The organism is Bradyrhizobium genosp. A, assembly GCF_049949275.1.
Taxonomy (GTDB): Bacteria; Pseudomonadota; Alphaproteobacteria; order Rhizobiales; family Xanthobacteraceae; genus Bradyrhizobium.
In genome coordinates this window covers 2,169,599-2,191,394 of sequence record NZ_CP188196.1, presented here as the reverse complement: position 1 = coordinate 2,191,394, position 21,796 = coordinate 2,169,599, and the positions used below count along the sequence as shown (strand labels likewise).

16 protein-coding genes and 1 pseudogene are annotated in these 21,796 nt (G+C 65.0%); 10 read left to right on the top strand and 7 right to left on the bottom strand.

The genetic code is table 11. The features are described from left to right. Positions 1–20: 20 nt before the first annotated feature. Positions 21–1,184, bottom strand: coding sequence for a PA0069 family radical SAM protein (locus ACP2YP_RS10210; protein ID WP_426423999.1), 1,164 nt, complete (start codon positions 1,182–1,184; stop codon positions 21–23). Positions 1,185–1,394: 210 nt separating this feature from the next. Here ACP2YP_RS10210 and ACP2YP_RS10205 point away from each other — a divergent pair, with 210 nt between their 5' ends. The 4 genes and pseudogenes from ACP2YP_RS10205 to ACP2YP_RS10190 all read left to right on the top strand — a co-directional run bounded on the left by ACP2YP_RS10205 (position 1,395) and on the right by ACP2YP_RS10190 (position 8,636). Continuing rightward, entirely contained in the window at positions 1,395–3,782 is a 2,388-nt protein-coding gene (locus ACP2YP_RS10205) for a phosphoketolase family protein (protein WP_426423998.1), read from the top strand. A 4-nt stretch (positions 3,783–3,786) separates the two neighbouring features. Beyond that, positions 3,787–4,977 carry an acetate/propionate family kinase gene (locus ACP2YP_RS10200; protein ID WP_426423997.1) on the top strand — a complete coding sequence of 397 codons (1,191 nt, stop codon included), beginning with the start codon at positions 3,787–3,789 and terminating at the stop codon, positions 4,975–4,977. 80 nt (positions 4,978–5,057) lie between these two features. Next, a pseudogene (locus ACP2YP_RS10195) lies at positions 5,058–6,985 on the top strand (hypothetical protein). A gap of 10 nt (positions 6,986–6,995) precedes the next feature. After that, a complete protein-coding gene (locus ACP2YP_RS10190) occupies positions 6,996–8,636 on the top strand; it encodes a PEP/pyruvate-binding domain-containing protein (protein WP_426423996.1) in 1,641 nt (546 codons plus the stop codon). Here the strand turns inward: ACP2YP_RS10190 and ACP2YP_RS10185 are convergent. Beyond that, on the bottom strand, positions 8,618–9,454 hold the full coding sequence (locus ACP2YP_RS10185; RefSeq protein WP_426423995.1) for an RMD1 family protein: 837 nt from the start codon (positions 9,452–9,454) through the stop codon (positions 8,618–8,620). The genes ACP2YP_RS10190 and ACP2YP_RS10185 overlap by 19 nt on opposite strands. A 234-nt stretch (positions 9,455–9,688) precedes the next feature. On the opposite strand from ACP2YP_RS10185, the gene ACP2YP_RS10180 reads away from it, so the two are divergent. Continuing rightward, on the top strand, positions 9,689–10,264 hold the full coding sequence (locus ACP2YP_RS10180; protein ID WP_426423994.1) for a glycosyl transferase: 576 nt from the start codon (positions 9,689–9,691) through the stop codon (positions 10,262–10,264). Positions 10,265–10,325: 61 nt separating this feature from the next. Then, positions 10,326–11,255 carry a bifunctional helix-turn-helix transcriptional regulator/GNAT family N-acetyltransferase gene (locus ACP2YP_RS10175; RefSeq protein ID WP_426423993.1) on the top strand — a complete coding sequence of 310 codons (930 nt, stop codon included), beginning with the start codon at positions 10,326–10,328 and terminating at the stop codon, positions 11,253–11,255. Between the two features lie 204 nt (positions 11,256–11,459). Here ACP2YP_RS10175 and moaB read toward each other — a convergent pair whose 3' ends face one another. Both moaB and ypfJ read right to left on the bottom strand, forming a co-directional pair. After that, on the bottom strand, positions 11,460–12,023 hold the full coding sequence (moaB, locus tag ACP2YP_RS10170) for a molybdenum cofactor biosynthesis protein B (protein WP_426423992.1): 564 nt from the start codon (positions 12,021–12,023) through the stop codon (positions 11,460–11,462). A 158-nt stretch (positions 12,024–12,181) separates the two neighbouring features. After that, positions 12,182–13,123, bottom strand: coding sequence for a KPN_02809 family neutral zinc metallopeptidase (gene ypfJ / locus ACP2YP_RS10165; RefSeq protein ID WP_426423991.1), 942 nt, complete (start codon positions 13,121–13,123; stop codon positions 12,182–12,184). Between the two features lie 415 nt (positions 13,124–13,538). On the opposite strand from ypfJ, the gene ACP2YP_RS10160 reads away from it, so the two are divergent. Together ACP2YP_RS10160 and ACP2YP_RS10155 are read left to right on the top strand one after the other, a co-directional pair. Further along, on the top strand, positions 13,539–14,669 hold the full coding sequence (locus ACP2YP_RS10160; protein ID WP_426423990.1) for a site-specific DNA-methyltransferase: 1,131 nt from the start codon (positions 13,539–13,541) through the stop codon (positions 14,667–14,669). A 336-nt stretch (positions 14,670–15,005) separates the two neighbouring features. Further along, positions 15,006–15,686, top strand: a complete 681-nt coding sequence (locus ACP2YP_RS10155) for a glutathione S-transferase family protein (protein ID WP_426423989.1) — start codon at positions 15,006–15,008, stop codon at positions 15,684–15,686. Positions 15,687–15,737: 51 nt separating this feature from the next. Here the strand turns inward: ACP2YP_RS10155 and ACP2YP_RS10150 are convergent, their stop codons facing one another. After that, the gene (locus ACP2YP_RS10150; protein ID WP_426423988.1) at positions 15,738–17,747 is read right to left on the bottom strand and encodes a methyl-accepting chemotaxis protein; all 2,010 of its coding nucleotides are present in this window, start codon (positions 17,745–17,747) and stop codon (positions 15,738–15,740) included. 279 nt (positions 17,748–18,026) lie between these two features. Further along, the gene (locus ACP2YP_RS10145; protein ID WP_426423987.1) at positions 18,027–18,470 is read right to left on the bottom strand and encodes a nuclear transport factor 2 family protein; all 444 of its coding nucleotides are present in this window, start codon (positions 18,468–18,470) and stop codon (positions 18,027–18,029) included. Between the two features lie 91 nt (positions 18,471–18,561). Between ACP2YP_RS10145 and ACP2YP_RS10140 the strand changes: the two genes are divergently transcribed. Then, positions 18,562–19,476, top strand: a complete 915-nt coding sequence (locus tag ACP2YP_RS10140) for a LysR family transcriptional regulator (RefSeq protein WP_426423986.1) — start codon at positions 18,562–18,564, stop codon at positions 19,474–19,476. Positions 19,477–19,586: 110 nt separating this feature from the next. Here the strand turns inward: ACP2YP_RS10140 and ACP2YP_RS10135 are convergent, their stop codons facing one another. Next, positions 19,587–20,207 carry a glutathione S-transferase family protein gene (locus ACP2YP_RS10135; RefSeq protein ID WP_426423985.1) on the bottom strand — a complete coding sequence of 207 codons (621 nt, stop codon included), beginning with the start codon at positions 20,205–20,207 and terminating at the stop codon, positions 19,587–19,589. A gap of 141 nt (positions 20,208–20,348) precedes the next feature. Here ACP2YP_RS10135 and ACP2YP_RS10130 point away from each other — a divergent pair, with 141 nt between their 5' ends. Continuing rightward, the gene (locus ACP2YP_RS10130; RefSeq protein WP_426423984.1) at positions 20,349–21,626 is read left to right on the top strand and encodes a flavin-dependent oxidoreductase; all 1,278 of its coding nucleotides are present in this window, start codon (positions 20,349–20,351) and stop codon (positions 21,624–21,626) included. Positions 21,627–21,796: the final 170 nt, after the last annotated feature.

Genomic DNA, 21,796 nt, shown 5'->3' with positions numbered 1-21,796 from the left:
CACCTCGTTCGCTCCGCGTCTCAGAACAGGCTGAGCTGCTCGCCGTTCTGCTTCGGCCTGGCAAAATGATCCGTGGTCAGCTTCGAGCGGCGCTTGTTGAGGCCGAGCCTGTCGCAGGTGATCTCGAAGCGGCGGCCGATGGTCCAGGCCATTGGTCCCGTGCCCTTCATCCGCTCGCCCCATTTCGCATCGTAGTCGCGGCCGCCGCGCATGTCGCGGATCAGGGTGAAGACGTGGCGATAGCGGTCCGGATGGTTCGCCATCAGCCATTCGCGGAAGAGATCGCGCACCTCGAGCGGCAGCCGCAGCAGCACGTAGGAGGCTTCCTTGACGCCGACATGGGCTGCGGCATCCAGAATGCGCTCGATCTCGGAATCGTTCAGCGCGGGGATCACGGGCGCGACCATCACGGTGGTGGGAATGCCGGCGTCCGAGAGCTGTTTCAGCGCCTCAAGCCGCTTCGGCGGCGTCGAGGCGCGCGGCTCCATGGTGCGCGCGAGTTTTGGGTCCAGCGACGTCACCGAGATCGCGACCTTGGCGAGGTTGCGCTTGGCCATGCGCGCGAGAATGTCGATGTCGCGCACCACCAGCGCGGACTTGGTGACGATGCCGACGGGATGGCCGGTGCGCTCCAGCACTTCCAGAATGCCGCGCATGATTTTGCGCTCGCGCTCGATCGGCTGATAGGGATCGGTGTTGGTGCCGATCGCGATCATCCGCGGCTCGTAGCCGGCGGCCGCAAGCTCCTTTCCGAGCAGCGCCGGCGCCTCCGGCTTCACGAACAGCTTTGACTCGAAGTCGAGCCCCGGCGACAGGCCGAGATAGGCATGCGTCGGCCGCGCGAAGCAATAGACGCAGCCATGCTCGCAGCCCCGATAGGGATTGATCGAACGATCGAAGCCGATGTCGGGAGAGTCGTTGCGGGTGATCACCTTGCGCGAGGTGTCGACCGCGACCGAGGTCTTGAATGGCGGCAGCTCTTCGAGGCTCTGCCAGCCATCGTCGAAGGCGACGCGCGCCTCGGCCTCAAAGCGGCCGCTGGCGTTGGACTGTGCGCCGCGCCCCCGCCTGCGCGCGCGGTCGATCGCGACGCCAAGCTCGGGGAAATCAGCAGGCGCACCCGCCGGCTCGGAGGGCGCCGTGACCGGCGGGTGCTTGAGAGCAGAAGAAGATGCTGGACTCATGAAGCCAAGATAGCACGCAAACGGAACAAATCAAGAACAAGAATGAAAAACGCGAAAACAACCCCATGCACAGTAGCGCTGCCCAAACTTCGCGCGCCGACCTTTGACCTCACGCAACATCGCGTGAGCCCGATCCCGTTTGATATCCGCAACGGATCGATCTCGCCGGAACTCGGTTGGTGGCGATCCCCGGTGAAGGTCGGCAGGAATATGACAAATCAACAACAATCGCGTGCGGCGAGCACTGACCTCGATCTGCTCGATCGCTACTGGCGCGCCGCCAACTATCTCTCCGTCGGCCAGATCTATCTGCTCGATAACCCGCTGCTGCGCGAGCCCTTGCGGCCCGAGCACATCAAGCCGCGTTTGCTCGGCCATTGGGGCACGACGCCGGGGCTGAACTTCATCTACGCCCATCTCAACCGCGTCATCCACGCGCTGGACCTCGACGTGATCTATGTCTGCGGCCCCGGCCATGGCGGCCCGGGCATGGTCGCCAACACCTATCTGGAAGGCAGCTACAGCGAGATCTATCCTGATATCGCGCGCGATGCGGACGGATTGCGAAAGCTTTTCCGGCAGTTCTCCTTCCCCGGCGGGATTCCGAGCCACGCGGCGCCGGAAACGCCGGGCTCGATCCATGAAGGCGGCGAGCTCGGCTACGCGCTGGTGCACGCCTACGGCGCGGCGTTCGACAATCCCGACCTGATCGTCGCCTGCGTCGTCGGCGACGGCGAGGCCGAGACCGGCCCGCTCGCAGCATCCTGGCATTCGAACAAGTTCCTGAACCCGGCCCATGACGGTGCGGTGCTGCCGATCCTGCACCTCAACGGCTACAAGATCGCCAACCCGACCGTGCTCGGCCGGATGCGTGATGACGAGATCCGCGATCTCTTCCGCGGGTTCGGCCATGAGCCGCTGTTCGTCGAGGGCGACGATCCCAAGCTGATGCACCGGGCGATGGCGGATGCGCTCGACGTCGCGCTCGCCAGCATCCGCTCGATCCAGCAGCACGCCAGGGACGGAGGAAAGAGCCTCGCGCGGCCGCGCTGGCCGATGATCGTGCTGCGCAGCCCCAAGGGCTGGACCGGGCCGAAGGAGGTCGATGGCAAGAAGGTCGAAGGGTTTTGGCGCGCGCATCAGGTGCCCGTTGCGAACTGCCGCGAGAACCCGGCGCATCTGAAGATTCTCGAAGACTGGATGAAGAGCTACGAGCCGGAAAAGCTGTTCGACGCCAACGGCGCGCTCATTGCCGAGCTTCAGGCGCTGGCGCCTGAAGGCATCCGCCGCATGGGCGCCAATCCGCATGCCAATGGCGGGCTGTTGAAGAAGGAGCTGAAGCTGCCGGACTTCCGCAGCTTCGCTGTGGAGGTGCCACAGCCCGGCAGCGTGACGGGAGAAGCGACGCGCGAGCTCGGCAAATTCCTGCGCGACGTCATCCGTCTCAACGCCGAGGAGCGGAACTTCCGCATCATGGGCCCGGACGAGACCGCGTCAAACCGGTTGGACGCGGTGTTCGAGGCAACCGAACGGGTCTGGATGGAGCCGATCGAATCTTACGACGTGCATCTCGCGCAGGACGGCCGCGTGATGGAGGTGCTGAGCGAGCATCTCTGCCAGGGCTGGCTGGAGGGCTATCTGCTCACCGGACGTCACGGCTTCTTCTCCTGCTACGAGGCCTTCATCCACATCGTGGATTCCATGTTCAACCAGCACGCCAAATGGCTGAAGGTGACGCGCGATCTGCCCTGGCGGCGGCCGATCGCCTCGCTCAATTATCTCCTGACCTCGCATGTCTGGCGCCAGGACCATAACGGCTTCAGCCATCAGGATCCCGGTTTCGTCGATCTCGTCGCCAACAAGAAGGCCGATATCGTCCGCATCTATTTTCCGCCGGATGCCAACACGCTGTTGTGGATCGCCGATCACTGCCTGCGCACTTACAATCGCATCAACGTCATCGTTGCCGGCAAGCAGCCGGCGCCGCAATGGCTCTCGATGCAGGAGGCGGCCACGCATTGCGATGCCGGCATCGGCATCTGGACCTGGGCCGGCAACGAGGACGCTGGCGGCGAGCCTGACGTGGTGATGGCCTGTGCCGGCGACGTGCCGACACTGGAGACGCTGGCGGCCGTCGACCTGTTGCGCAAGGCGCTGCCGGATCTCAAGATCCGCGTCGTCAACGTCGTCGACCTCATGACGCTGCAGCCGAAGGAGCAGCATCCGCATGGTCTCTCCGATCGTGACTTCGACAGCCTGTTCACATCGGACAAGCCTGTCATCTTCGCCTATCACGGCTATCCCTATCTGATCCACCGTCTGACCTATAACCGCACCAATCATGCCGGCATGCATGTGCGCGGCTTTGCCGAAGAAGGCACCACGACAACGCCGTTCGACATGGTCGTGCTCAATGAGCTCGACCGTTATCATCTCGCGATCGAGGCGATCGAGCGCGTGCCGGGGCTTGCGACCAAGGCAGCACAGGTGAAGCAGCAGTTCCGCGACGCGCTGATCGAGCATTCGCGTTACGTGCGCGAGCACGGCGAGGACATGCCCGTGATCCGCGACTGGGTCTGGCCAGGCAAGGCGGGTTGACGTCATGACGGGGTCGGTCCTCGTCCTCAATTCGGGCTCGTCGAGCATCAAGTTCGGCGTGTTCGATATTTCGGCGAGCGAGCCTGTCCTGCTCTGCAAGGGCCTGTTCGACGAGCACGAGGACAAGCCCCGGCTCGTCGTCAGGGGCTCTGCGGGCGAAGATTTGTTCGAGAAACGGAGGGAAGGGACGGACGCCGACGGCAGCCATCTGTTCGCCGACGTGCTCGCCTTTATCGAGGACCGGTACGGCGCAGACAGCTTGGGCGCGGTCGGCCACCGCATCGTCCATGGCGGGCCGGATTTTTCGAGCCCAGTCGAGCTGACGGACGACGTCTACGCCAAGCTCGAGCGGCTTACGCCGCTGGCACCGCTCCACCAGCCACGCTGCCTGGCTCCGGTCCGCGCCGTCTCGGCGATCCGACCTGCGCTGACACAGATCGCCTGCTTCGATACCGCCTTCCATCACGGCTTGATGCCGCCTGCGAGCCGCTTCGCGATTCCGAGGCGCTATGAAGAGCGCGGTGTCCGCCGCTACGGCTTTCACGGCCTCTCGTTCGAATATGTCGCGGGGCGCATCGCCGGAATCGCGCCGCAGCTCATCGCGAAGCGCACCGTCATCGCACATCTCGGCAATGGCGCGAGCCTCTGCGCGCTTCGCAATGGCCGCAGCATCGACACCACGATGGGCCTGACGCCGCTCGACGGCCTGGTGATGGGCACGCGCTGCGGCACCATCGATCCCGGCGTCCTGCTCTATCTGCAACAGCACGAGAGGATGTCCGTCGAGGACGTCCAGCACCTACTCTATCACGAGTCGGGCCTGCTCGGCGTCTCCGGGATCGCCTCGGACATGCGCACCCTGCTCGCGAGCGGCGAGGCTGCGGCGCGGGAAGCGGTCGATCTCTTTGTCTTCCGCGCGGCGCAGGAAGTGACGGTGATGGCGAACACGCTTGGCGGGCTCGACGGCCTGGTCTTCACCGGCGGCATCGGCGAGCATAGCAAGGAGATCCGGAGAGCCATCGGTGAGCGCCTCGTCTGGCTCGGCTTGCGCATCGACGCCGTTGCAAACGATGAGGCGCGCGAGCGCATCGACGCCATGGACAGCACGATAGAGGCGTTCGTCATTCGCACCGGCGAAGAGATGACGATCGCGCGTCATTGCGCGGCGATGCTGCGCGAACGACGGGCCATATGACAGTTGGATGAATGATCTGGCGCAACAGCCGCGCCGCCGTTTCGCGGCATAAAGCCGGCATCCAACGGTGCGGACAGGTCATGAAAACTCACATCATCGAAGAGCTCGGACAAGGCGACATCCTGCTGCCGGCACTGGTGGCGGAGGGGCTCGCCGCCAACGACCGCATCAAGGTACGGATGAGCGCGCTCCAGGCGGCAGCCCAGCACGCGCAGGAACCCGATCGGCCGGCCAGCGAGCTTGCCATCGAGAGCCACGCGGCCGGCATCGCGCCCGCAGCGATCGCAACGCTGATCAGCGGCGCCCATTTGACCGGCCCGTCCCGGCTCGCCGCACCGAACCTCGCGAAGCTGATGAAGGAGATCCAGGACGACGCTGCAGCCATGATCCGCGCGATCAGCGCCGGCACGCCGTCCGAGGGCGAGAAAGCCGAGGCACGGCTGATTGCGGTCCGCAGCGCGGGACTGCTCGACGCCACCAACGAAATCGATCTCGCCCGCATTGCCCGCCTGACCGGCATCGCTGAAGCGGCCGGCGACAGCCTGCATCGCCTGGTGATGGATCTGCACAAGGCGCTGAACAAGCTTGCGGCGACTTGCTCGGAGGAAACGCTCGGTGGCGCCCATGTGTTCGGGCTGCATGGCGAAGACCGCAGCGCGGTCGAAGCCTTCACGAGCGGCCTGAACGAGACGCGCGGGCTGAAATTCAACCATCCCGGTCTCGACACGATGGCGACCCGCTCGGGCGGCCGGCTTCTGATCCAGAACGACATCGGCACCACCGACGCCCACGTCGTGGTGATAGCGGTCAAGAAGAACGCAGTGACCGTCACCTACACCGATGTGCATCTGGCGCGCGCAAAGTTCTTCATCTCGTTGTTCGACAAGTTCGACGCGACCTGGAGCGGGCTCGACCGCCACACGGCCGCAGGACTTGGCGAAGACAATTCGTTCTATCTCGTGACGGGCCAGTACCAGCCGGCTCACGCCGCCGATCGCGATGAATTCCTGGCAGCGGTCGGCGCCGCGCTGGTTTTCCTGATTGACTGGAACAAGGCCCGCAAGCTGCTCCGGACGTGGGTCGCCAAGGACGATGCGGCGCGCATCCTGGATGGGCAGCGCGGCACCGGATCGGCCATCGCGGCTTCCTGGAGCTCGGCGGCAACGAGTTGCTGGGCTCTGCAGTGCGGAACGCCGCACCGGCGCGGATCGGCTTCGGCGAGCGGCTCGACCAGGCGCTCGGCCGCAGCGCCGCGATCGATTTCCTGAAGGCGGCGCTGCGCGTCTCCACCGAGGCGCTGCTCGCAGGCCGCTCCGTGAGGATGGTGCGCGACCAGATCGAGGCCGACCTGGTGCGGCACCTGGAGCGCGTCGACGGTGCCCTTCTTGCAGCCGTGCTGCGCCAGATCGGGCTTGCCCATGATCTCGTGGCGGCGATTTCGCGCCATATCTCCGCGCTTCGGGCCGGCCAGCCGGCCGACCGCAAGCTGCTGGCGCGGCGCTGCGCCGCGATCGAGCAGAAGGCCGACCGCATCGCGCTGGAAACCCGAAAGGAGATCGACCGGCTCAATGCGCGGCCGACGATCGGACAGTTGATCGATCGCGCCGAAGAGGCCATCGACGAGCTGGAACAGGCGGCCTTCATTGCCTCCCTCATGCCCGAACGCACCGATCCGTCATTGCTGGCCGCGCTCGCCGAACTCTGCGCGGTCGCGATGACCGCGACCGAGGTCGCGGCGTGCGGTGTCGCCGCGGCGACAGACGTGCCGGAAGGTCGGCGCGCGGATTCCGAGGATGCGCTATCCGCCGTGACCCGCCTGATCGATGCCGAACATGCCGCTGACGGCCAGGAGCGCGCAACGACCGCGCTTGTATTCGGCGGCGGCTTCGACGTCGCCACCTCGCTCTCGGTGCTCGAGCTCGCGCGGGCGATCGAGCGCGCCACCGACCGTTTCGCCGGCTTCGGCCATTTGTTGCGCCGTCACATCATGATTGATCTCGCGGCATAGGGAGACCACGATGCATATCGCACGTATCGGCGCCGACGCGACCGAATTGTGCTGCGCCGAGGACATCGGCGCCAAAGCGGCCAACCTCGCCCGGATGGCGGCGCTCGGCCTGCCGGTGCCGCCCGCTTTCGTGCTGCCGGTCAAACTCTGCGCGGACATCGTCGCCGGGCATGCTCATGCGGAGCATCATCTCCGCGATGGCCTCAAGGAAGGCATCGCGTTCCTGGAACAAGCGACGGGCAAACGCTTCGGCGACCGGCGCGAGCCGCTGCTGGTCTCGGTGCGCTCGGGCGCTCCGCGATCGATGCCGGGCATGCTCGACACCGTCCTCAATGTCGGCTGCACGCAGGATGCGGTGCACGGCCTGATCCGCGCGACCGGCCGCCCGCGGCTCGCCTGGGACTGCCGGCGCCGTTTCCTGGAGAGCTTCGGCGAGACTGTGCTCGGGCTCGACGCGGCCGGGTTCGCAGCCCGCATCTCGGACCTGGTCGGAATCGAAGGCGCAGACAACGATCGCGAGCTCGACAGCGAAGCGCTGGAGCGGCTCGCCGGCGACGAACAGCTGCTGGTCGAGGATCATGCCGAAGGCCTGCTCGACGACGCCGTCGCGCAGCTCGAAGCAGCGGCGCGGGCCGTCTACTGGTCATGGAAGAGCGAGCGGGCGCAGACCTATCGGAAACTCCAGCAGCTCGAAGATCTCCAGGGCACCGCCGTCACCGTGCAGGCAATGGTGTTCGGCAATGGCGGACTGGCATCCGGCGCCGGCGTGGCCTTCTCGCGCGACCCTTCGACGGGAGCACCACGCCCGATGATCGACCTCGTGCTCGACGCGCAGGGCGAAGACGTCGTGTCCGGGCGGCGGACGCCAGACACCGCGGACGCGATCAGGCGCGCACTGCCGCGGACCGAGGCCGAACTTGGCGATATCCTGAAGCGCCTCGAGCGCGAATTTGGCGACGTGCAGGATGTCGAGTTCACGGTCGAGGACGGCAAGCTCTGGATTCTCCAGACCCGCTCGGCTAAGCGTACCCCGCGCGCCGCAGTCAGGATCGCGATCGATCTCATGCATGAAGGTCTGATCGAGCAGGACGAAGCGCTGCACCGGATCGCCGGGATCGACCTAGCTTCGCTCACCGTGACCTCGCTGGTCTCTGCCGGCCAGCCCGTGGCGACAGGCGTTGGCGCGTCCGGCGGCATCGGTGTCGGCCGTGTCGCCTTCTCGTCCGAGAGCGCCCAGCGCCTGTCGGCCACTGGCGAGCCGGTCATCCTGCTGCGCCCGGACACCAGCACCGCCGACGTCGCCGGCTTCGCCGTGGCAGCCGGCATCGTCACGGCGGTCGGCGCGCGCACCTCGCACGCGGCGCTGGTGGCACGGCAGATGGGCAAGCCCTGCGTGGTCGGCTGCCACGCGCTCAAGATCGACCCCGTCGCGGGGCAGGCCCAGCTCGCGGACGCAACATTGTCGGAAGGCGACTGGATCACGATCGAGGGCGACGCGGGCCAGCTCTACCTCGGACGCTGCCGCACGGTCGAGACGCGGCCCGAAGCCGAGCTCGGCGAGATCGCGACATGGCAATCATCATGGCAATCATCGCAGGCTGGCGGCCTCGGCACACCGGTCCGCGCCGCGGCTCAGTGTACGCCGCTATAGATCTGAATACACCCGATCACGACCTCGATCACGATCAGCACCACCACGGCGATCTCGAGCCGCAGCGAACGCTGGGTGTCGATGATGTCGGTCAGCGCATCGGCTGTTTCCGCGACGACCGTGAGCTTGCGCTCGAGCGTGTCGAGACGCTCCTTCAGCTCGTACTCGTCTTCGAGACGCGCGTAGAGGCGGTCGAGCTGCGGCTTTTCCCAGAGCGCGTCGGGCTTTTCGGCAACCGCGACACGGCCGGCGACGCGCTGCTGGACCAGCAGCGCATTGCCGATGAGCTGCAGGATGCCCCTGCGCCGCCGCGACGTCCGGCCTTTCTCGGCGAGCTCGCGCGCAAAGGGCTCGATGACATCGAAGACCGCGGCGACGCGCCGCTCGTCGCGCGCCAGCGACGTGCTCTTGGCGAGTGCGTCCGCGATCAGCAGCAGCCGTTCGTCGGAAAACTTGGAGAGGTTGATCGGCCCGCCCGGCTGAATCGCCTCGGCGTTTTCGTCGTGACAAAGCTGAGCTTGCGCGGTCTCCTCCTCATGGGGGCTGAGCTCGCCGATCACGCGCGACTTGAGACTGTCGAGGAGGACTTTCTCCTCCGATGGCAACAGCCCGATCAGCACCACGACGCCGTAGCGGAAGATCACGGCAAGGCCGCCATGGACGCGGAAGGCCGCCGGCGTCGAGGACACCAGCGTGCCGATCTCGAGCCCCGACGGATTGATGCGTTCGCCCAGCATCACGGCGCGGATCCGCAAGGTCGGCGCGGCGTCCGGCTTCGGCGATGGCGGCGCGCCAATGGGAAGTTGATCGGCGTTCATTGGACACATCGAAAGAGAAAAACCCCGTCTGAAACTCACGAAAGCGAAAATCGCCGAAACATTCGGCAAATTGACCACCCTGCGCACGACATATTCGGCTGCGATGGGCGCCGCCGGTTTACCATCGCACGCCGTGGGGGCCTGCGAAAAGTTGCACTCGGCAGCGCAGCATGTTTATGACAACATCGTAACGAGCTACGCTTCTCCCGAATTGCGGACATCGAAGTCTCAATCATGCTGAGCGTCATCATTCCGACCGAAGGCGTCGAGCAGACCGCGGTCGCAACTCTGGCCGCGCTGGTCCCCGGTGCCGCGGCGGGCATCATCAAGGAAGTTTTGCTGGTCGACGGCACCCGCAATGGCGTCATCGAGCGCGTTGCCGACGTCGCCGGCTGCCGTTTCATCGGCTGCGAGGGAACTTCGCAAGGCGCTGCGCTGGCCGCCGGCGCGCTCCAGGCCCGTTCGCCCTGGCTGATGTTCCTTCCTGCCGGCGCGGTGCTGGACACCGGCTGGATCGACGAGACCACCCAATTCATCCAGGCCGTCGCGGCCAGCGGTCGGGATCGTGCGGCGGTGTTCCGCTATGCCCGCTCGCCTTACGCCGATACCGGCTTCCGCGACGTGCTGTGGTCCGTGGCGCGCAAGCTGGTCGGCCCCCTCGGCGATCAGGGGCTGCTGATCGCACGCGATCATTACGACCGGATCGGCGGCTATCCGCCGCAGGCCCGCCGTTCCGAGGCGCGGCTGTTGCGGCGGCTCGGCCGCTCCTCCCGGACCATGCTGCGTAGCCGAATCGTCATGGTCGCGTGAGGCACCAGATACTTGCCAAAGTCAAATAATTATTTGACAATGGCAATTATCGAGGTGTCCCATGCCAATCGACGGTACCGACGAGCAAATCGCAGCGGTTCGCGCCTTCAACCGCTTCTATACCCGCAAGCTCGGCGTGCTCGACCAGCACCTTGGAAAGAGCCCGTTTTCGCTGAGCGAAGCACGGGTGCTCTACGAGCTCGCACATCATGACGACCTTGCGGCCAAAGAGATCGGAAACGAGCTCGGTCTCGACCCCGGCTATCTCAGCCGCATCGTCCAGAGCTTCGACGAACAGGGGCTGATCACGCGGAAGCCCCTGCCTGCGGATCGCAGGCAATACCAGCTGAGCCTCACGGCCAAGGGGCGCCAGGCTTTCGCCAAGCTGAACCTGAGCTCTCAGACTGAGGTCGCCGCAATGCTGGCTCGGCTTTCGGCCAGCGATACGTCGCGGCTGACGCAGGCTATGGCGACGATCGAGGCCGTGCTGGAGCAACGTCGAGACCAGCCTGCAGCTTTCATGCTGCGCAGCCATCGCGTCGGTGACATGGGGTGGGTCATCTCCAAGCAAGCGGCCGCCTATGCCGCGGACTACAACTGGGATATCAGCTACGAGGCGCTGGTCGCCGAGATCTGCGCACAGTTCATCAAGACCTACGACCCCGCGCGCGAGCACTGCTGGATCGCGGAAATCGATGGCGAGCCGGTCGGCTCGATCTTCCTGGTCAAGGCCACGGACGAGATCGCAAAACTCCGCCTGTTGCAGGTGGAGAAGAAAGCACGCGGGCTCGGTGTCGGCCGCGCGCTGGTCGAGCAATGCATCCAGGGCGCCCGCGAGAGAGGCTATCGCCGCATGACGCTATGGACGCAGAGCATTCTGGTCGCCGCACGCGGCATCTATCAGAGCGCCGGCTTCAAGCTCGTGAAGGAAGAGAAGCACCACAGCTTCGGTGCCGATCTGGTTGGTGAGACCTGGGAGCGGGATCTCTGACGGTCCCGCAAGGGCGAGAAGCAGATTGCGGCGCGATGCGCATTGTCGTGCCCTCTCCCCTTGTGGGAGAGGGCATCTCTGCTCGCAGACATGAACTCGCTTGGGTGAGGGGTATGTCTCCGAGCATTCCGTGCGGATAGATAACCCCTCATCCGGCGCTTCGCGCCACCTTCTCCCACAAGGGGAGAAGGGAAAAAGCAGCGCTCACGCCGTCGCGCCCTGCGCTTTGGGCCTTCGCAGATGCTCGTCCAGCCGCGGCATGATCTCGACGAAATTGCAGGGGCGCGTGCGATAGTCGAGCTGGCTTGCGAGGATCCCGTCCCAGCCGTCACGGCAAGCACCGGGCGAGCCCGGCAGGCAGAAGATATACGTCGCGCCAGCAACGCCCGCGGTGGCCCGGCTCTGGATCGTCGACGTCCCGATCTTGGCGTGGCTCAGCATGTGGAAAGCGATGGAGAAACCGTCCATCCGCTTCTCGAACAACGGCTCGATCGCCTCCGGCGTGACGTCTCGCCCGGTGAAGCCGGTGCCGCCCGTGGTGATGACGACGTCGATGCCGGCATCTGCGACCCAGCGGCGGATGACGGCGCGGATCGCCTCGACATCATCGGTGACGATCTCGCGCGCGGCGAGATGGTGGCCGGCTGCGGTGAGACGATCGACGAGCGTCTGGCCGGACTTGTCATCCGCCAGCGCACGTGTGTCGGACACGGTAAGCACCGCGATGTTGAGCGGGATGAATTGTTTGGATTCGTCGATGGAGGCCATTGGTGCTTCCTCTCGTGTCCCGGACGCGATGCAGCGCGGCAGCGGTGCATCGCAGAGCCGGGACCCATTTCTAAACCTGGCGCGACCGGCATTGTGGACCCCAGCTCTGCAGCGCACCGCAAGAGCGCTGCGCTGCGTCCGGGTCACGAGACCTGTGACTACGGCCCGCCGCCGAACGTGTTGCAGGCCTGCAGCGTGCCCTGCTGATAGCCGGTCATGAACCACTGCTTGCGCTGCGCGGCCGAGCCGTGGGTGAAGGAATCGGGCACGACGCGCCCGGTTGCCTGACGCTGCAGCGTATCGTCGCCGATCGCGCTCGCCGTGGTCAGCGCGGCGTCGATGTCGCCGGTTTCGAGGAAGTTCGGACGTTTCTTCGCCTCGCGATTGACCCAGACGCCGGACAGACAGTCGGCCTGCAATTCGACCTTGACCTGGAGCGCATTGGCCTCGGCCTTGCTGCCGGCCTGCTGCTGCAATCGCGTCACCTTCGGAAGGATGCCGAGCAGGTTCTGGATGTGATGGCCGGCCTCATGCGCGATGATATAGGCGGTGGTGAAATTGCAGGCTGACTTGCCGGAGCAGCCGTGGAAACGCGACTCGACCTCGCGGAAGAACGAGGTGTCGAGGAAGATGGTGCGGTCCGGCGGACAATAGAACGGACCCATCGCCGATTCCGCCCGGCCGCAGCGGCCGCCATTGGTGGCGTTGCGGAACAGCACGACCTTCGGGCCGGTGTAGGACTGGCCGCTGGCCTGGAAGATCTCGCTCCAGCGATCGTCGATCTCGCCGAGGATGCCGGAGATCATGCTGCCCATCTCGTCGGTCGGCGTGCCGCGCTTGGCCTGGGAAGACGGACGGTCGCTCTGGTAGCTCGGCGCCTGGCCGCCGCCGGTGAGGACCTCGGCGCCGCCGATCAGGATACGCGGATCGATGCCAAAGGCATAACCGACCAGCCCGAGCACGATGATGGTGCCGATGCCGAGACCGCCACCACCCATCGGCAGGCCGAACCCGCCGCCGCCACCGCCGCCCAACCCTCCGCCGCCATCGTCGCGACGATCCTCGATGTCGTCGCTGCGGCGGAAATCATCGTAGCGCATGGCGGGCTTCCCTTAAGTGCTTGATGGCGTCAACTGGGCGGCGCAGAAACGCGAAAACCCAACGCGCCACATACGTAAAATTTCCGTTGCCTTTATCAATATAGGGGCCGGCAAAAATTGCCTAGTGCGACAGCACCGTCGCATCAGCAATTTTTTCCGGGGGCCGTGCATTTTTTTCCGAGAGAATTTGGAGTCCTTTTGACGACTTGGCCGCCCCCGCAACGCGAGGAAACGCGAAAGACACTACAAAACACGGCGATTGCGCACGACGAGCTGCGCACAACGCGCGATGGCCGGCCTGCTCACGAAAGCAGCGGGTTAAGTCGATTTTTACTTTGCCGCTTCAATGTAACGGTCAGTCGGTTGTTTGGTCCCGCGTCGCCGACAGCGTCGCCTGAGTCAGAGTTCTTGAGTCATGGTAGTGTCGCGTCGCGGGGCGTCTGCAAGGGCGCCCCGCACAAACTTTGAGTCCGCTTCGCACAGCATCATTCTCGGTGATTGCGTCGCCGAGATGTCGAAGCTTACACCTGGTTCGGTCGATCTGGTGTTCGCAGATCCGCCCTACAATCTTCAGCTCAAGGGCGATCTCAAGCGCCCCGACGAATCCCATGTCGATGCCGTCAACGACGACTGGGACAAGTTCGATTCGTTTTCCGCCTATGACGATTTCACCCGCGCCTGGCTGCTGGCCGCGCGCCGCGCGATGAAGCCGTCGGCGACGATCTGGGTGATCGGCTCCTATCACAACATCTTCCGCGTCGGCGCGATCATGCAGGACCTCGGCTTCTGGCTCCTGAACGACATCGTCTGGCGCAAGACCAACCCGATGCCGAATTTCCGCGGCCGCCGCTTCACCAACGCGCACGAGACCATGATCTGGGCCGCGCGCGACGAAAAGGCCAAGAGCTACACCTTCAACTACGAAGCACTGAAAGCGGCCAACGAGGACGTGCAGGCGCGCTCCGACTGGCTGATCCCGCTCTGCACCGGCGAGGAGCGCCTCAAGGGCGCCGACGGCAAGAAAGTGCATCCGACACAGAAGCCGGAAGGCCTGCTCGCGCGCGTGCTGCTGTCGTCGTCGAAGCCCGGCGATCTCGTGATCGATCCGTTCAACGGCACCGGCACCACCGGCGCCGTGGCAAAACGTCTCGGCCGCTCCTATATCGGCTTCGAGCGCGACAAGACCTATGCCAAGGCGGCGCAAGCGCGCATCGCCGCGGTCGAGCCGCTGCCGCAAGAGAGCCTCGCCCCGTTCATGACCGCGCGCGATGCACCGCGCGTGGCGTTCTCCGAGCTGATCGAGCGCGGCATGATCATGCCCGGCACAAAGCTGTTCGACGCCAAGAAGAAACTTGGCGCGCTGGTCCGTGCCGACGGCGCCATCATGTTCGGCGACAAGGTCGGCTCGATCCACCGCATGGGCGCGGTGGCGCAGGGCGCGCAGGCCTGCAACGGCTGGACCTTCTGGCATGTCGAGACCAAGAAGGGTCTCAAGCTGATCGACGAGCTCCGCGCGGAAATCCGCGCCGGCATGTCGGCGGAATAAATCGCTCCTTGGTCATTCCGGGGCTCGCGCAGCGAGAACCCGGAATCCATCTGACCGCGTCACAAGCCGCCTAATGGATTCCGGGCTCGCGCCAACAGGCGCGCCCCGGAATGACGGCCGGGGGTTATGGGGGCGGCGGCAGCCATTACGGCCGCGAACGGCCTTTGTTACGCCCGCTGATCTGCGCGGCGCGCAGATACCACACGGCAATCTCGCCGGTTGCATCTCCTGACAATGTTCAGGCAAGAGAAGACCGCCTCGCAGCCATGATGCTGCGTCCGCTCTCGGCCACCAACACTTGCACCCACACTTGCACCCGCACTTGGGAGATGCCCGATGCTCAAATTCTATTTCAACGGATCGCCGAACCCGACCAAGGTCGCGCTGTTCCTCGAAGAGGCCGGCCTGCCGTTCGAGCCAGTGAAGATCGACACCCGCAAAGGTGACCAGTTCACGCCGGACTATCTGAAGATCAATCCGAACGCCAAGGTGCCGGCGATCGACGATAACGGCACGATCGTATTCGACTCGAACGCCATCCTGCTCTATCTCGCCGAGAAGACCGGAAAATTCCTGCCCGCCAACCGCGCCGAGCTGCTGTCCTGGCTGATGTTCGTGGCAAGCGGCGTCGGGCCGTATTCGGGGCAGGCCGTGCATTTCAAGCATTTTGCGCCGAAGGACCAGAACCACGACTACGCCCATAACCGCTACCAGTACGAGACCGACCGCCACTACAAGATCCTCGACGGTCATCTCAAAGGCCGCCGCTACATGGTCGGCGACGGCTATTCGATCGTCGACATGGCGCTGTGGGGCTGGGCGCGGATGGTGCCGTTCAAGCTCGGCGACGACGCCTTTGCGCGCTACCCGAACGTGAAGCGGCTGATCGACGAGATCTCGGCGCGGCCGGCGGCTGCGCGCGCGATCGCGCTGAAGGACAAGTTCACCTTCAAGGCCGAGATGGATGATGAAGCCCGCCACCACATGTTCGGGCACATGAGCACGAGAGTGGCCTGATCACATCTCGTCGCGATTGAAGGCCACGCGCATGCGCGTGGCCTTTTGCTTTTACGCGGCGTGGACCGACTCCAGGAACCTGGTGACCTCGAGCTTCAGCCGGTTGCTGTCGGCCGACAGCGAGCGCGCTGCCGACAGCACCTGTGAGGACGCCGAACCGGTGTCGAAGGCGCCGCGCTGGACGTCGCCGATATTGGTCGAGACGCGCTGGGTGCCGTGGGCCGCCTGCTGGACGTTGCGGGAGATCTCCTGCGTGGCCGCGCCCTGCTGTTCCACGGCGGCGGCGACCGTCGATGAGATTTCCGACAGCCGCTCGATGGTGCCGCTGATCTCTCGGATCGAACCAACCGACTCTTCAGTCGCGGCCTGGATGCCTGAGACCTGGTGGGCGATCTCGCCGGTGGCCTTCGCGGTCTGCTCGGCCAGCGCCTTGACCTCGGAAGCCACGACGGCAAAACCGCGGCCGGCTTCGCCCGCGCGCGCCGCCTCGATGGTGGCGTTGAGCGCCAGCAGATTGGTCTGGCCGGCGATGGTGCTGATCAGCTCGACCACGTCTCCAATGCGGGCGGCCGCCTTTGAGAGCTCGCTGACGCGGGCGTTGGTCTTGGTCGCCTGCCCGACGGCTTCGCCGGCGATGCGGGCGGATTCCTGGACCTGACGCGCGATCTCGGAGACTGAGGAAGACAGCTCTTCGGTGGCGGACGCGACGGCCTGGACGTTGGCGGTGGCTTCCTGCGACGCGGAGGCGACTTCCGTCGACAGATCCTGGGCGCGTGTCGCCGTCGTGGTCAGTGTGCCCGCGGAAACCTCGAGCTCGTGCGAGGCCGACGACACGGTGTCGACGATCTCGCCGACCGCCTGCTCGAACTGGTCGGCGAGCCGGACCATGTCCTTCTTGCGGTCCGCGGCCTGACGCGCCTCGATCTCAGTCTGCTCGTGACGCATGCGCTCGGTGTCGATCATGTTGTCCTTGAACACCTGGATCGCCTTGGCCATATCGCCGATCTCGTCCGCCTTGCCGCGTCCGGGAATCTCGGCCGCGAGATCGCCGCCGGACAGCGCGCCCATCGCACGGGTCATCGCGGTCAGGGGACCGACGATGCTGCGGGCGATCAGGATGGCGACGATCAATCCGAACAGGATGGCGAGGCCGCCCGCGATCTCCTGCACGGAGGTCGTGCCGTCAATCACGGCTTCGGCGGTGGTGCGCGAATCCTTGTACTCGTTCTTGAGTGCGGTCTCCGCGACCTTGAGCTTGGCGATGCTGTCCACGATGAGGGGCGCGAGGCTCTTGTGGTAGATCTCCTCGGTCTGAAGCATTGCAGCCGATGTCGTCTCGAACGCGGACTTGTAGATTCCGAGCGAGGTCTTCACCGGCGCGATCGCGATTCGCAAGTCCGCCGCCTGTGGGCTCTTTTCGAGCGCCGCGAGCCGCTGCGCTGCCCTGTCAGCATTGGCTCTGAAGTTGGCCGGCCCTTTGGTGTCGCGCAGGGCCAGGAAGCGCCAGCTTGCGATCTGAACCTGAAGCAGCCTGGATTCGAGGTCCGCGACGAGGGCTGCGGTGTCTTCGTCAGCGGTTGCGCGCGCCGCGTCGACCAGCTTGCCCATCTTGACGGTCAGTTCGTCGCCAGTCGGCAGCAGCGTCGCCTTGCCCGTTCGCGCCTCATTGGCGGCGTCGCCGAGATTGTTGCGCAGGCTGCGCATTTTCGCGATGTCGTCGACGAGATCGGTGTAGAGCTTTCGCCGCTCCTCGGAGAGCGTCCCCTTGGCGCCGACCTGCAACAGCTCGGTCGCAGCCGCCTCCCGCTCTGCGGCCACCCTCATCGCGGGCTCGTTGGCGTCGTAAACGTAGCGAAGGTTGGCGCGCTGGACTATGTGGAGATGAGTCGAGATTTCCAGGATCCGTGCCACGCTGTCCGAAAGCGCCGAGGCCTTTCCGACCTGATCCTGCACGGCCCGCAAATTCCAGATGGCCACCACCGCCATCACGAGGCCAACGACTACCAGCGCCATGAAGCCGGCATAGAGACGGCCCCTGATCCGCAAACGAAAGCTCGGCATTCCCACTGTCCACCCGGATGCATGTGAATTCAGGCGGACGCACAACTCCGGCGATCGTCACGGCCACCCCAGCAGCCGCGCGTCACCTCTTCGGCGACTCACGCTGCACCGCGATACAATGCGGCACACTCGTTAATTGAACCTTCAAATTCTTCGCGCCTGCGCGCATCGGCCCGCCTCAGACCTGCTGATATTATTGGCAGTCGCGCAAAGTTTTGGCGCACGGCCCGCAAGCGTATGCAGATCAGTGCAAAGGGCGCGTGACGCCACGCAATCCGCTCAGCTCGCGGCCCTCGCACCCGTTTGCGGAAACGGACCCAACGCCTTCTCGGTCAGGACCGAGTCGCAGTACTCCCGGATCTCCTTGATCTTGCCGTCCTCGAGCCGAAACACGAGGCAATAGTCATTGTCGTAACGCACGCCCTCGGGCGTGACGTTATCGCCCTTGGCCTCCACCACGACGATGTCGCCATCGGCGATGAAGCGCTCGGCGACCGTGCGCGTCCGGTCGCGCAGGCGGGTGCGGACATAGCCGTGCAGATCGTTGAGGATCGCGTCCTTGCCAACGAAGGTGCGCGACCAGGAATACTGGCCGGTGACGATCCATTTGGCGTCGTCGGCAAGGCTTGCGGTGAACAGCGCGCGGTCGCGCACCGCCGGATCGGGGTTGGCGGCGGCTGCGAAAATATCCTGCATCAGTTTCTTGTTGGCGCTCGCGCTCATGGCGGCATCTCCGTTTGGTGGCAACACGGAGATCATCGCTGCGTGAAGCGAATTCTTCAAATCGATAGAGGATATGATATCTATTCGCCTCATGAATTTGAATTCCCTCGACCTCAATCTATTGACCGCGCTCGATGCGCTGCTGCGCGAGGCCAATGTCAGCCGCGCGGCCATGCGGATCGGGCTGTCGCAACCGGCCACAAGCCACGCGCTGCAACGCCTGCGCGACATCTTCGGCGATCCGCTGCTGGTGCGTACCGGCGCACGGATGGAGCTGACGCCGCGGGCGCAAGCCTTACGCGCACCGCTGGCGCAGGCACTCGACCAGGTGCGCGGGCTGTTCGTGCCCGACGCGTTCGACGCCGCGCGCAGCGAGCGGCCATTCCGCCTGATGATGCCGGACCTCGCGGTTGAGCTGTTGATGCCGCCCTTGATGGAGAAGGTGACGCGCCTTGCGCCCAACGTCCGCATCGACGTCGTGCCGTGGCGGGGGCCTGCGATTTTCCATGCTGAGTTCGCCCGCACCATCGACCTCGTGATCTCGATCGGCAACGCCTTCAAGGGCTTTCACCGCCAATTGCTCTACACCGACAGCGATGCGCTGGCGGTGCGGCGCGGTCATCCCGTGGGCGCCAAGCTGAAGCGGCGCGAGACGTTCCTGGCCGCACGCCATGTCGGCGTGATCATCCGCGGCAACAGCGAGGATCTGATCGACACCTGGCTCCGTACCAAAGGCATCGAGCGGCACATCTCGCTGGTCGTGTCGGGCTATCTCGAAGCCCTACACGTCGCCGCCCGCACCGACCTCGTCGCCTTCGTGCCGCGCCGGCTGATTGCGGCTCTGTCGAAACAGTTGGGGCTCGTCACGGTGACGCCGCCGCTTGACCCCGGGATCGACGAGCAGTTCATGTTCTATCCGACACGGGCGCAGATGGATCCCGGCTCAATCTGGCTGCGGCGGCTGATGCTGGAGACGGGGCGGGAGCTGGAGAAGAGAGGGTCGTAGGGCGTAGGGTGGATTAGCCGAAGGCGTAATCCACCACTGCCTGCCGCTGCGGGGACGAAAGTTGGTGGGTTACGCTTCGCTAACCCACCCTACAAGGCCGGCATCTTACGCTATGCCTTCTGCGCGTCCATCACCTTGCGCACGGCCGGGCGATCCGACATGCGCTTGAAATGGTCGGCGATCTTCGGCGTCGCATTGATGTCGACGTTGTCGCCTTCGAGCCAGTGCGAGAGCGTGTGGAGGTAGGGATCGCAGATCGTGAACTGGTCGCCCATGACCCAGGGACCTTTGAACATCCTCTGCTCGATCAGGGCGAAGCAGGCGCCCATGGTTTTCGGGACCATCGCCTTCATGTCGGCGAACGAGCTCTCCTGCGTCGCCCAGCGCGCGCCGCGCAACTTGTGGGCATGGTTGATGTGCACGGTCGAGCAGAGATAGGAATTGAACGACTGCACCTGGGCGAAATCGAAGGGATCATCGAGCGGCGCGAGCTTCGCCTTGGGGAAGGTTTGCGCGATGTAGGCCAGCATCGCAGGCGTCTCGGTGAGGACGCCACGATCGGTCACCAGTGCCGGCACGCGGCCCTTCGGATTGATCGCGAGATAGTCCGGACTGTTCTGCTGATTGTCCTTGAAGCTCAGCCGTTCAGCCGAGTAGTCGGCGCCGGCCTCCTCCAGGGTCATGTAGGTGGCGAGTGCGCAGGTGCCGGTGGCGTAGTAGAGCTTGAGCATGTCGGACCTCATGGGAAAATTGGAAATTAACGGCTGCGGGCCGCCAGGTTCATAGCACAGCGTTCTCAGGGCGTCTGCTCTTCGCAGTTGCCCACCGCGGCCCGCCTATGCCAAGACGCCCGCAATCGGAGGGGTTTGGTCATGACGGTACTCATCGCCGGCGGCGGCATCGCCGGGCTGACGCTTGCGCTCAGCCTGCACGGAATCGGCGTTCCCGTGAAAGTGTTCGAGAGCGTCGCGGAGCTGAAGCCGCTCGGCGTCGGCATCAACGTGCTGCCGCATGCGGTGCGCGAGCTGATCGAGCTCGGGCTGATGGACAAGCTCGATGCCAGCGGCGTGCGCACCCGCGAGCTCGCTTATTTCTCCAAGCACGGCAAGCCGATCTGGAGCGAGCCGCGCGGGCTGGAAGCCGGCTACAAATGGCCGCAGTTCTCGATCCATCGCGGTACCCTCCAGCAACTCCTGCTCGATACCGCAATCGAGCGGCTCGGCCGCGACAACATCTTGACCAGCCATCATCTGACCGGCTGGACCGAGACGGCCAACGGCGTCCGCGCCGAGTTCATCGACAGGGCGACCGGCAAGCCGGCCGGGACTTACGAAGGTGCCATCATGATCGCCGCCGACGGCATCCATTCCGCCGCGCGAGAAAAGCTCTATCCGCAAGAGGGCCCGCCGATCTGGAACGGTCGTATCCTCTGGCGCGGCGTGACGCCCTCAAAGGCCTTCTTGACCGGCCGCACCATGATCATGGCCGGGCACGAGATCCTGAAATTCGTCTGCTATCCGATCTCGAAGGAGCCGGATGCGGCGGGCAATCATCTGATCAACTGGGTCGCCGAGCGCCACATGCCCCCGACCTATCAATGGCGGCGCGAGGACTATAACCGCACCGCGCGGCTGGACGAGTTCTTGCCGTGGTTCGAGAGCTGGCAGTTCGACTGGCTCGACGTGCCCGGCCTGATCAAGAACTGCCCGCACGCCTATGAATATCCGCTGGTCGACCGCGACCCGGTCTCGCAATGGACCTTTGGCAAGGTCACGCTGATGGGCGATGCCGCGCATCCGATGTACCCGATCGGCTCGAACGGCGCCTCGCAGGCGATCCTCGATGCCCGCACCATCACCCGCGAGATCCTGGCACACGGCCCGACGCAAGCCGCGCTGCTCGCCTATGAAGCCGAGCGGCGGCCCGCGACCACCGATCTCGTGCTGCTCAACCGCAAGAACGGTCCCGAGCAGGTGATGCAACTCGTCGAGGAACGCGCGCCTGACGGTTACAAGGTCGTCACCGACGTGCTATCGCAGAAAGAGCTGGAAGACATCGCCGCAAACTACAAGCGCGTTGCGGGATTCCAGGTCGAGGCGCTGAACGCCAAGCCGCCGATCGTGAGCAAGGACGCGCGGGCGGGAGCGTGAGTCCTCTGAGCGAGATGCAAGTTGATGTGCCCTCGCCCCTTGCGGGAGAGGGCAGCGACGCCGGTAGACGCGGACTCGATCGGGTGAGGGGTTCTCTCCGCGTGCAACTCTCTTGCATTCGCATTCGCTGAAGCAACCCCTCATCGGGCGCTTCGCGCCACCTTCTCCCA

Excerpts from the sequence above, each read along its gene's own strand:
- ypfJ (WP_426423991.1), bottom strand. The coding sequence starts at position 13,123 with ATGCGCTACGATGATTTCCGCCGCAGCGACGACATCGAGGATCGTCGC.
- ACP2YP_RS10200 (WP_426423997.1), top strand. The coding sequence starts at position 3,787 with ATGACGGGGTCGGTCCTCGTCCTCAATTCGGGCTCGTCGAGCATCAAG.
- ACP2YP_RS10150 (WP_426423988.1), bottom strand. The coding sequence starts at position 17,747 with ATGCCGAGCTTTCGTTTGCGGATCAGGGGCCGTCTCTATGCCGGCTTC.
- ACP2YP_RS10210 (WP_426423999.1), bottom strand. The coding sequence starts at position 1,184 with ATGAGTCCAGCATCTTCTTCTGCTCTCAAGCACCCGCCGGTCACGGCG.
- moaB (WP_426423992.1), bottom strand. The coding sequence starts at position 12,023 with ATGGCCTCCATCGACGAATCCAAACAATTCATCCCGCTCAACATCGCG.
- ACP2YP_RS10190 (WP_426423996.1), top strand. The coding sequence starts at position 6,996 with ATGCATATCGCACGTATCGGCGCCGACGCGACCGAATTGTGCTGCGCC.
- ACP2YP_RS10135 (WP_426423985.1), bottom strand. The coding sequence starts at position 20,207 with ATGCTCAAGCTCTACTACGCCACCGGCACCTGCGCACTCGCCACCTAC.
- ACP2YP_RS10180 (WP_426423994.1), top strand. The coding sequence starts at position 9,689 with ATGCTGAGCGTCATCATTCCGACCGAAGGCGTCGAGCAGACCGCGGTC.
- ACP2YP_RS10185 (WP_426423995.1), bottom strand. The coding sequence starts at position 9,454 with ATGAACGCCGATCAACTTCCCATTGGCGCGCCGCCATCGCCGAAGCCG.
- ACP2YP_RS10145 (WP_426423987.1), bottom strand. The coding sequence starts at position 18,470 with ATGAGCGCGAGCGCCAACAAGAAACTGATGCAGGATATTTTCGCAGCC.
- ACP2YP_RS10160 (WP_426423990.1), top strand. The coding sequence starts at position 13,539 with ATGGTAGTGTCGCGTCGCGGGGCGTCTGCAAGGGCGCCCCGCACAAAC.
- ACP2YP_RS10175 (WP_426423993.1), top strand. The coding sequence starts at position 10,326 with ATGCCAATCGACGGTACCGACGAGCAAATCGCAGCGGTTCGCGCCTTC.
- ACP2YP_RS10140 (WP_426423986.1), top strand. The coding sequence starts at position 18,562 with ATGAATTTGAATTCCCTCGACCTCAATCTATTGACCGCGCTCGATGCG.
- ACP2YP_RS10155 (WP_426423989.1), top strand. The coding sequence starts at position 15,006 with ATGCTCAAATTCTATTTCAACGGATCGCCGAACCCGACCAAGGTCGCG.
- ACP2YP_RS10205 (WP_426423998.1), top strand. The coding sequence starts at position 1,395 with ATGACAAATCAACAACAATCGCGTGCGGCGAGCACTGACCTCGATCTG.
- ACP2YP_RS10130 (WP_426423984.1), top strand. The coding sequence starts at position 20,349 with ATGACGGTACTCATCGCCGGCGGCGGCATCGCCGGGCTGACGCTTGCG.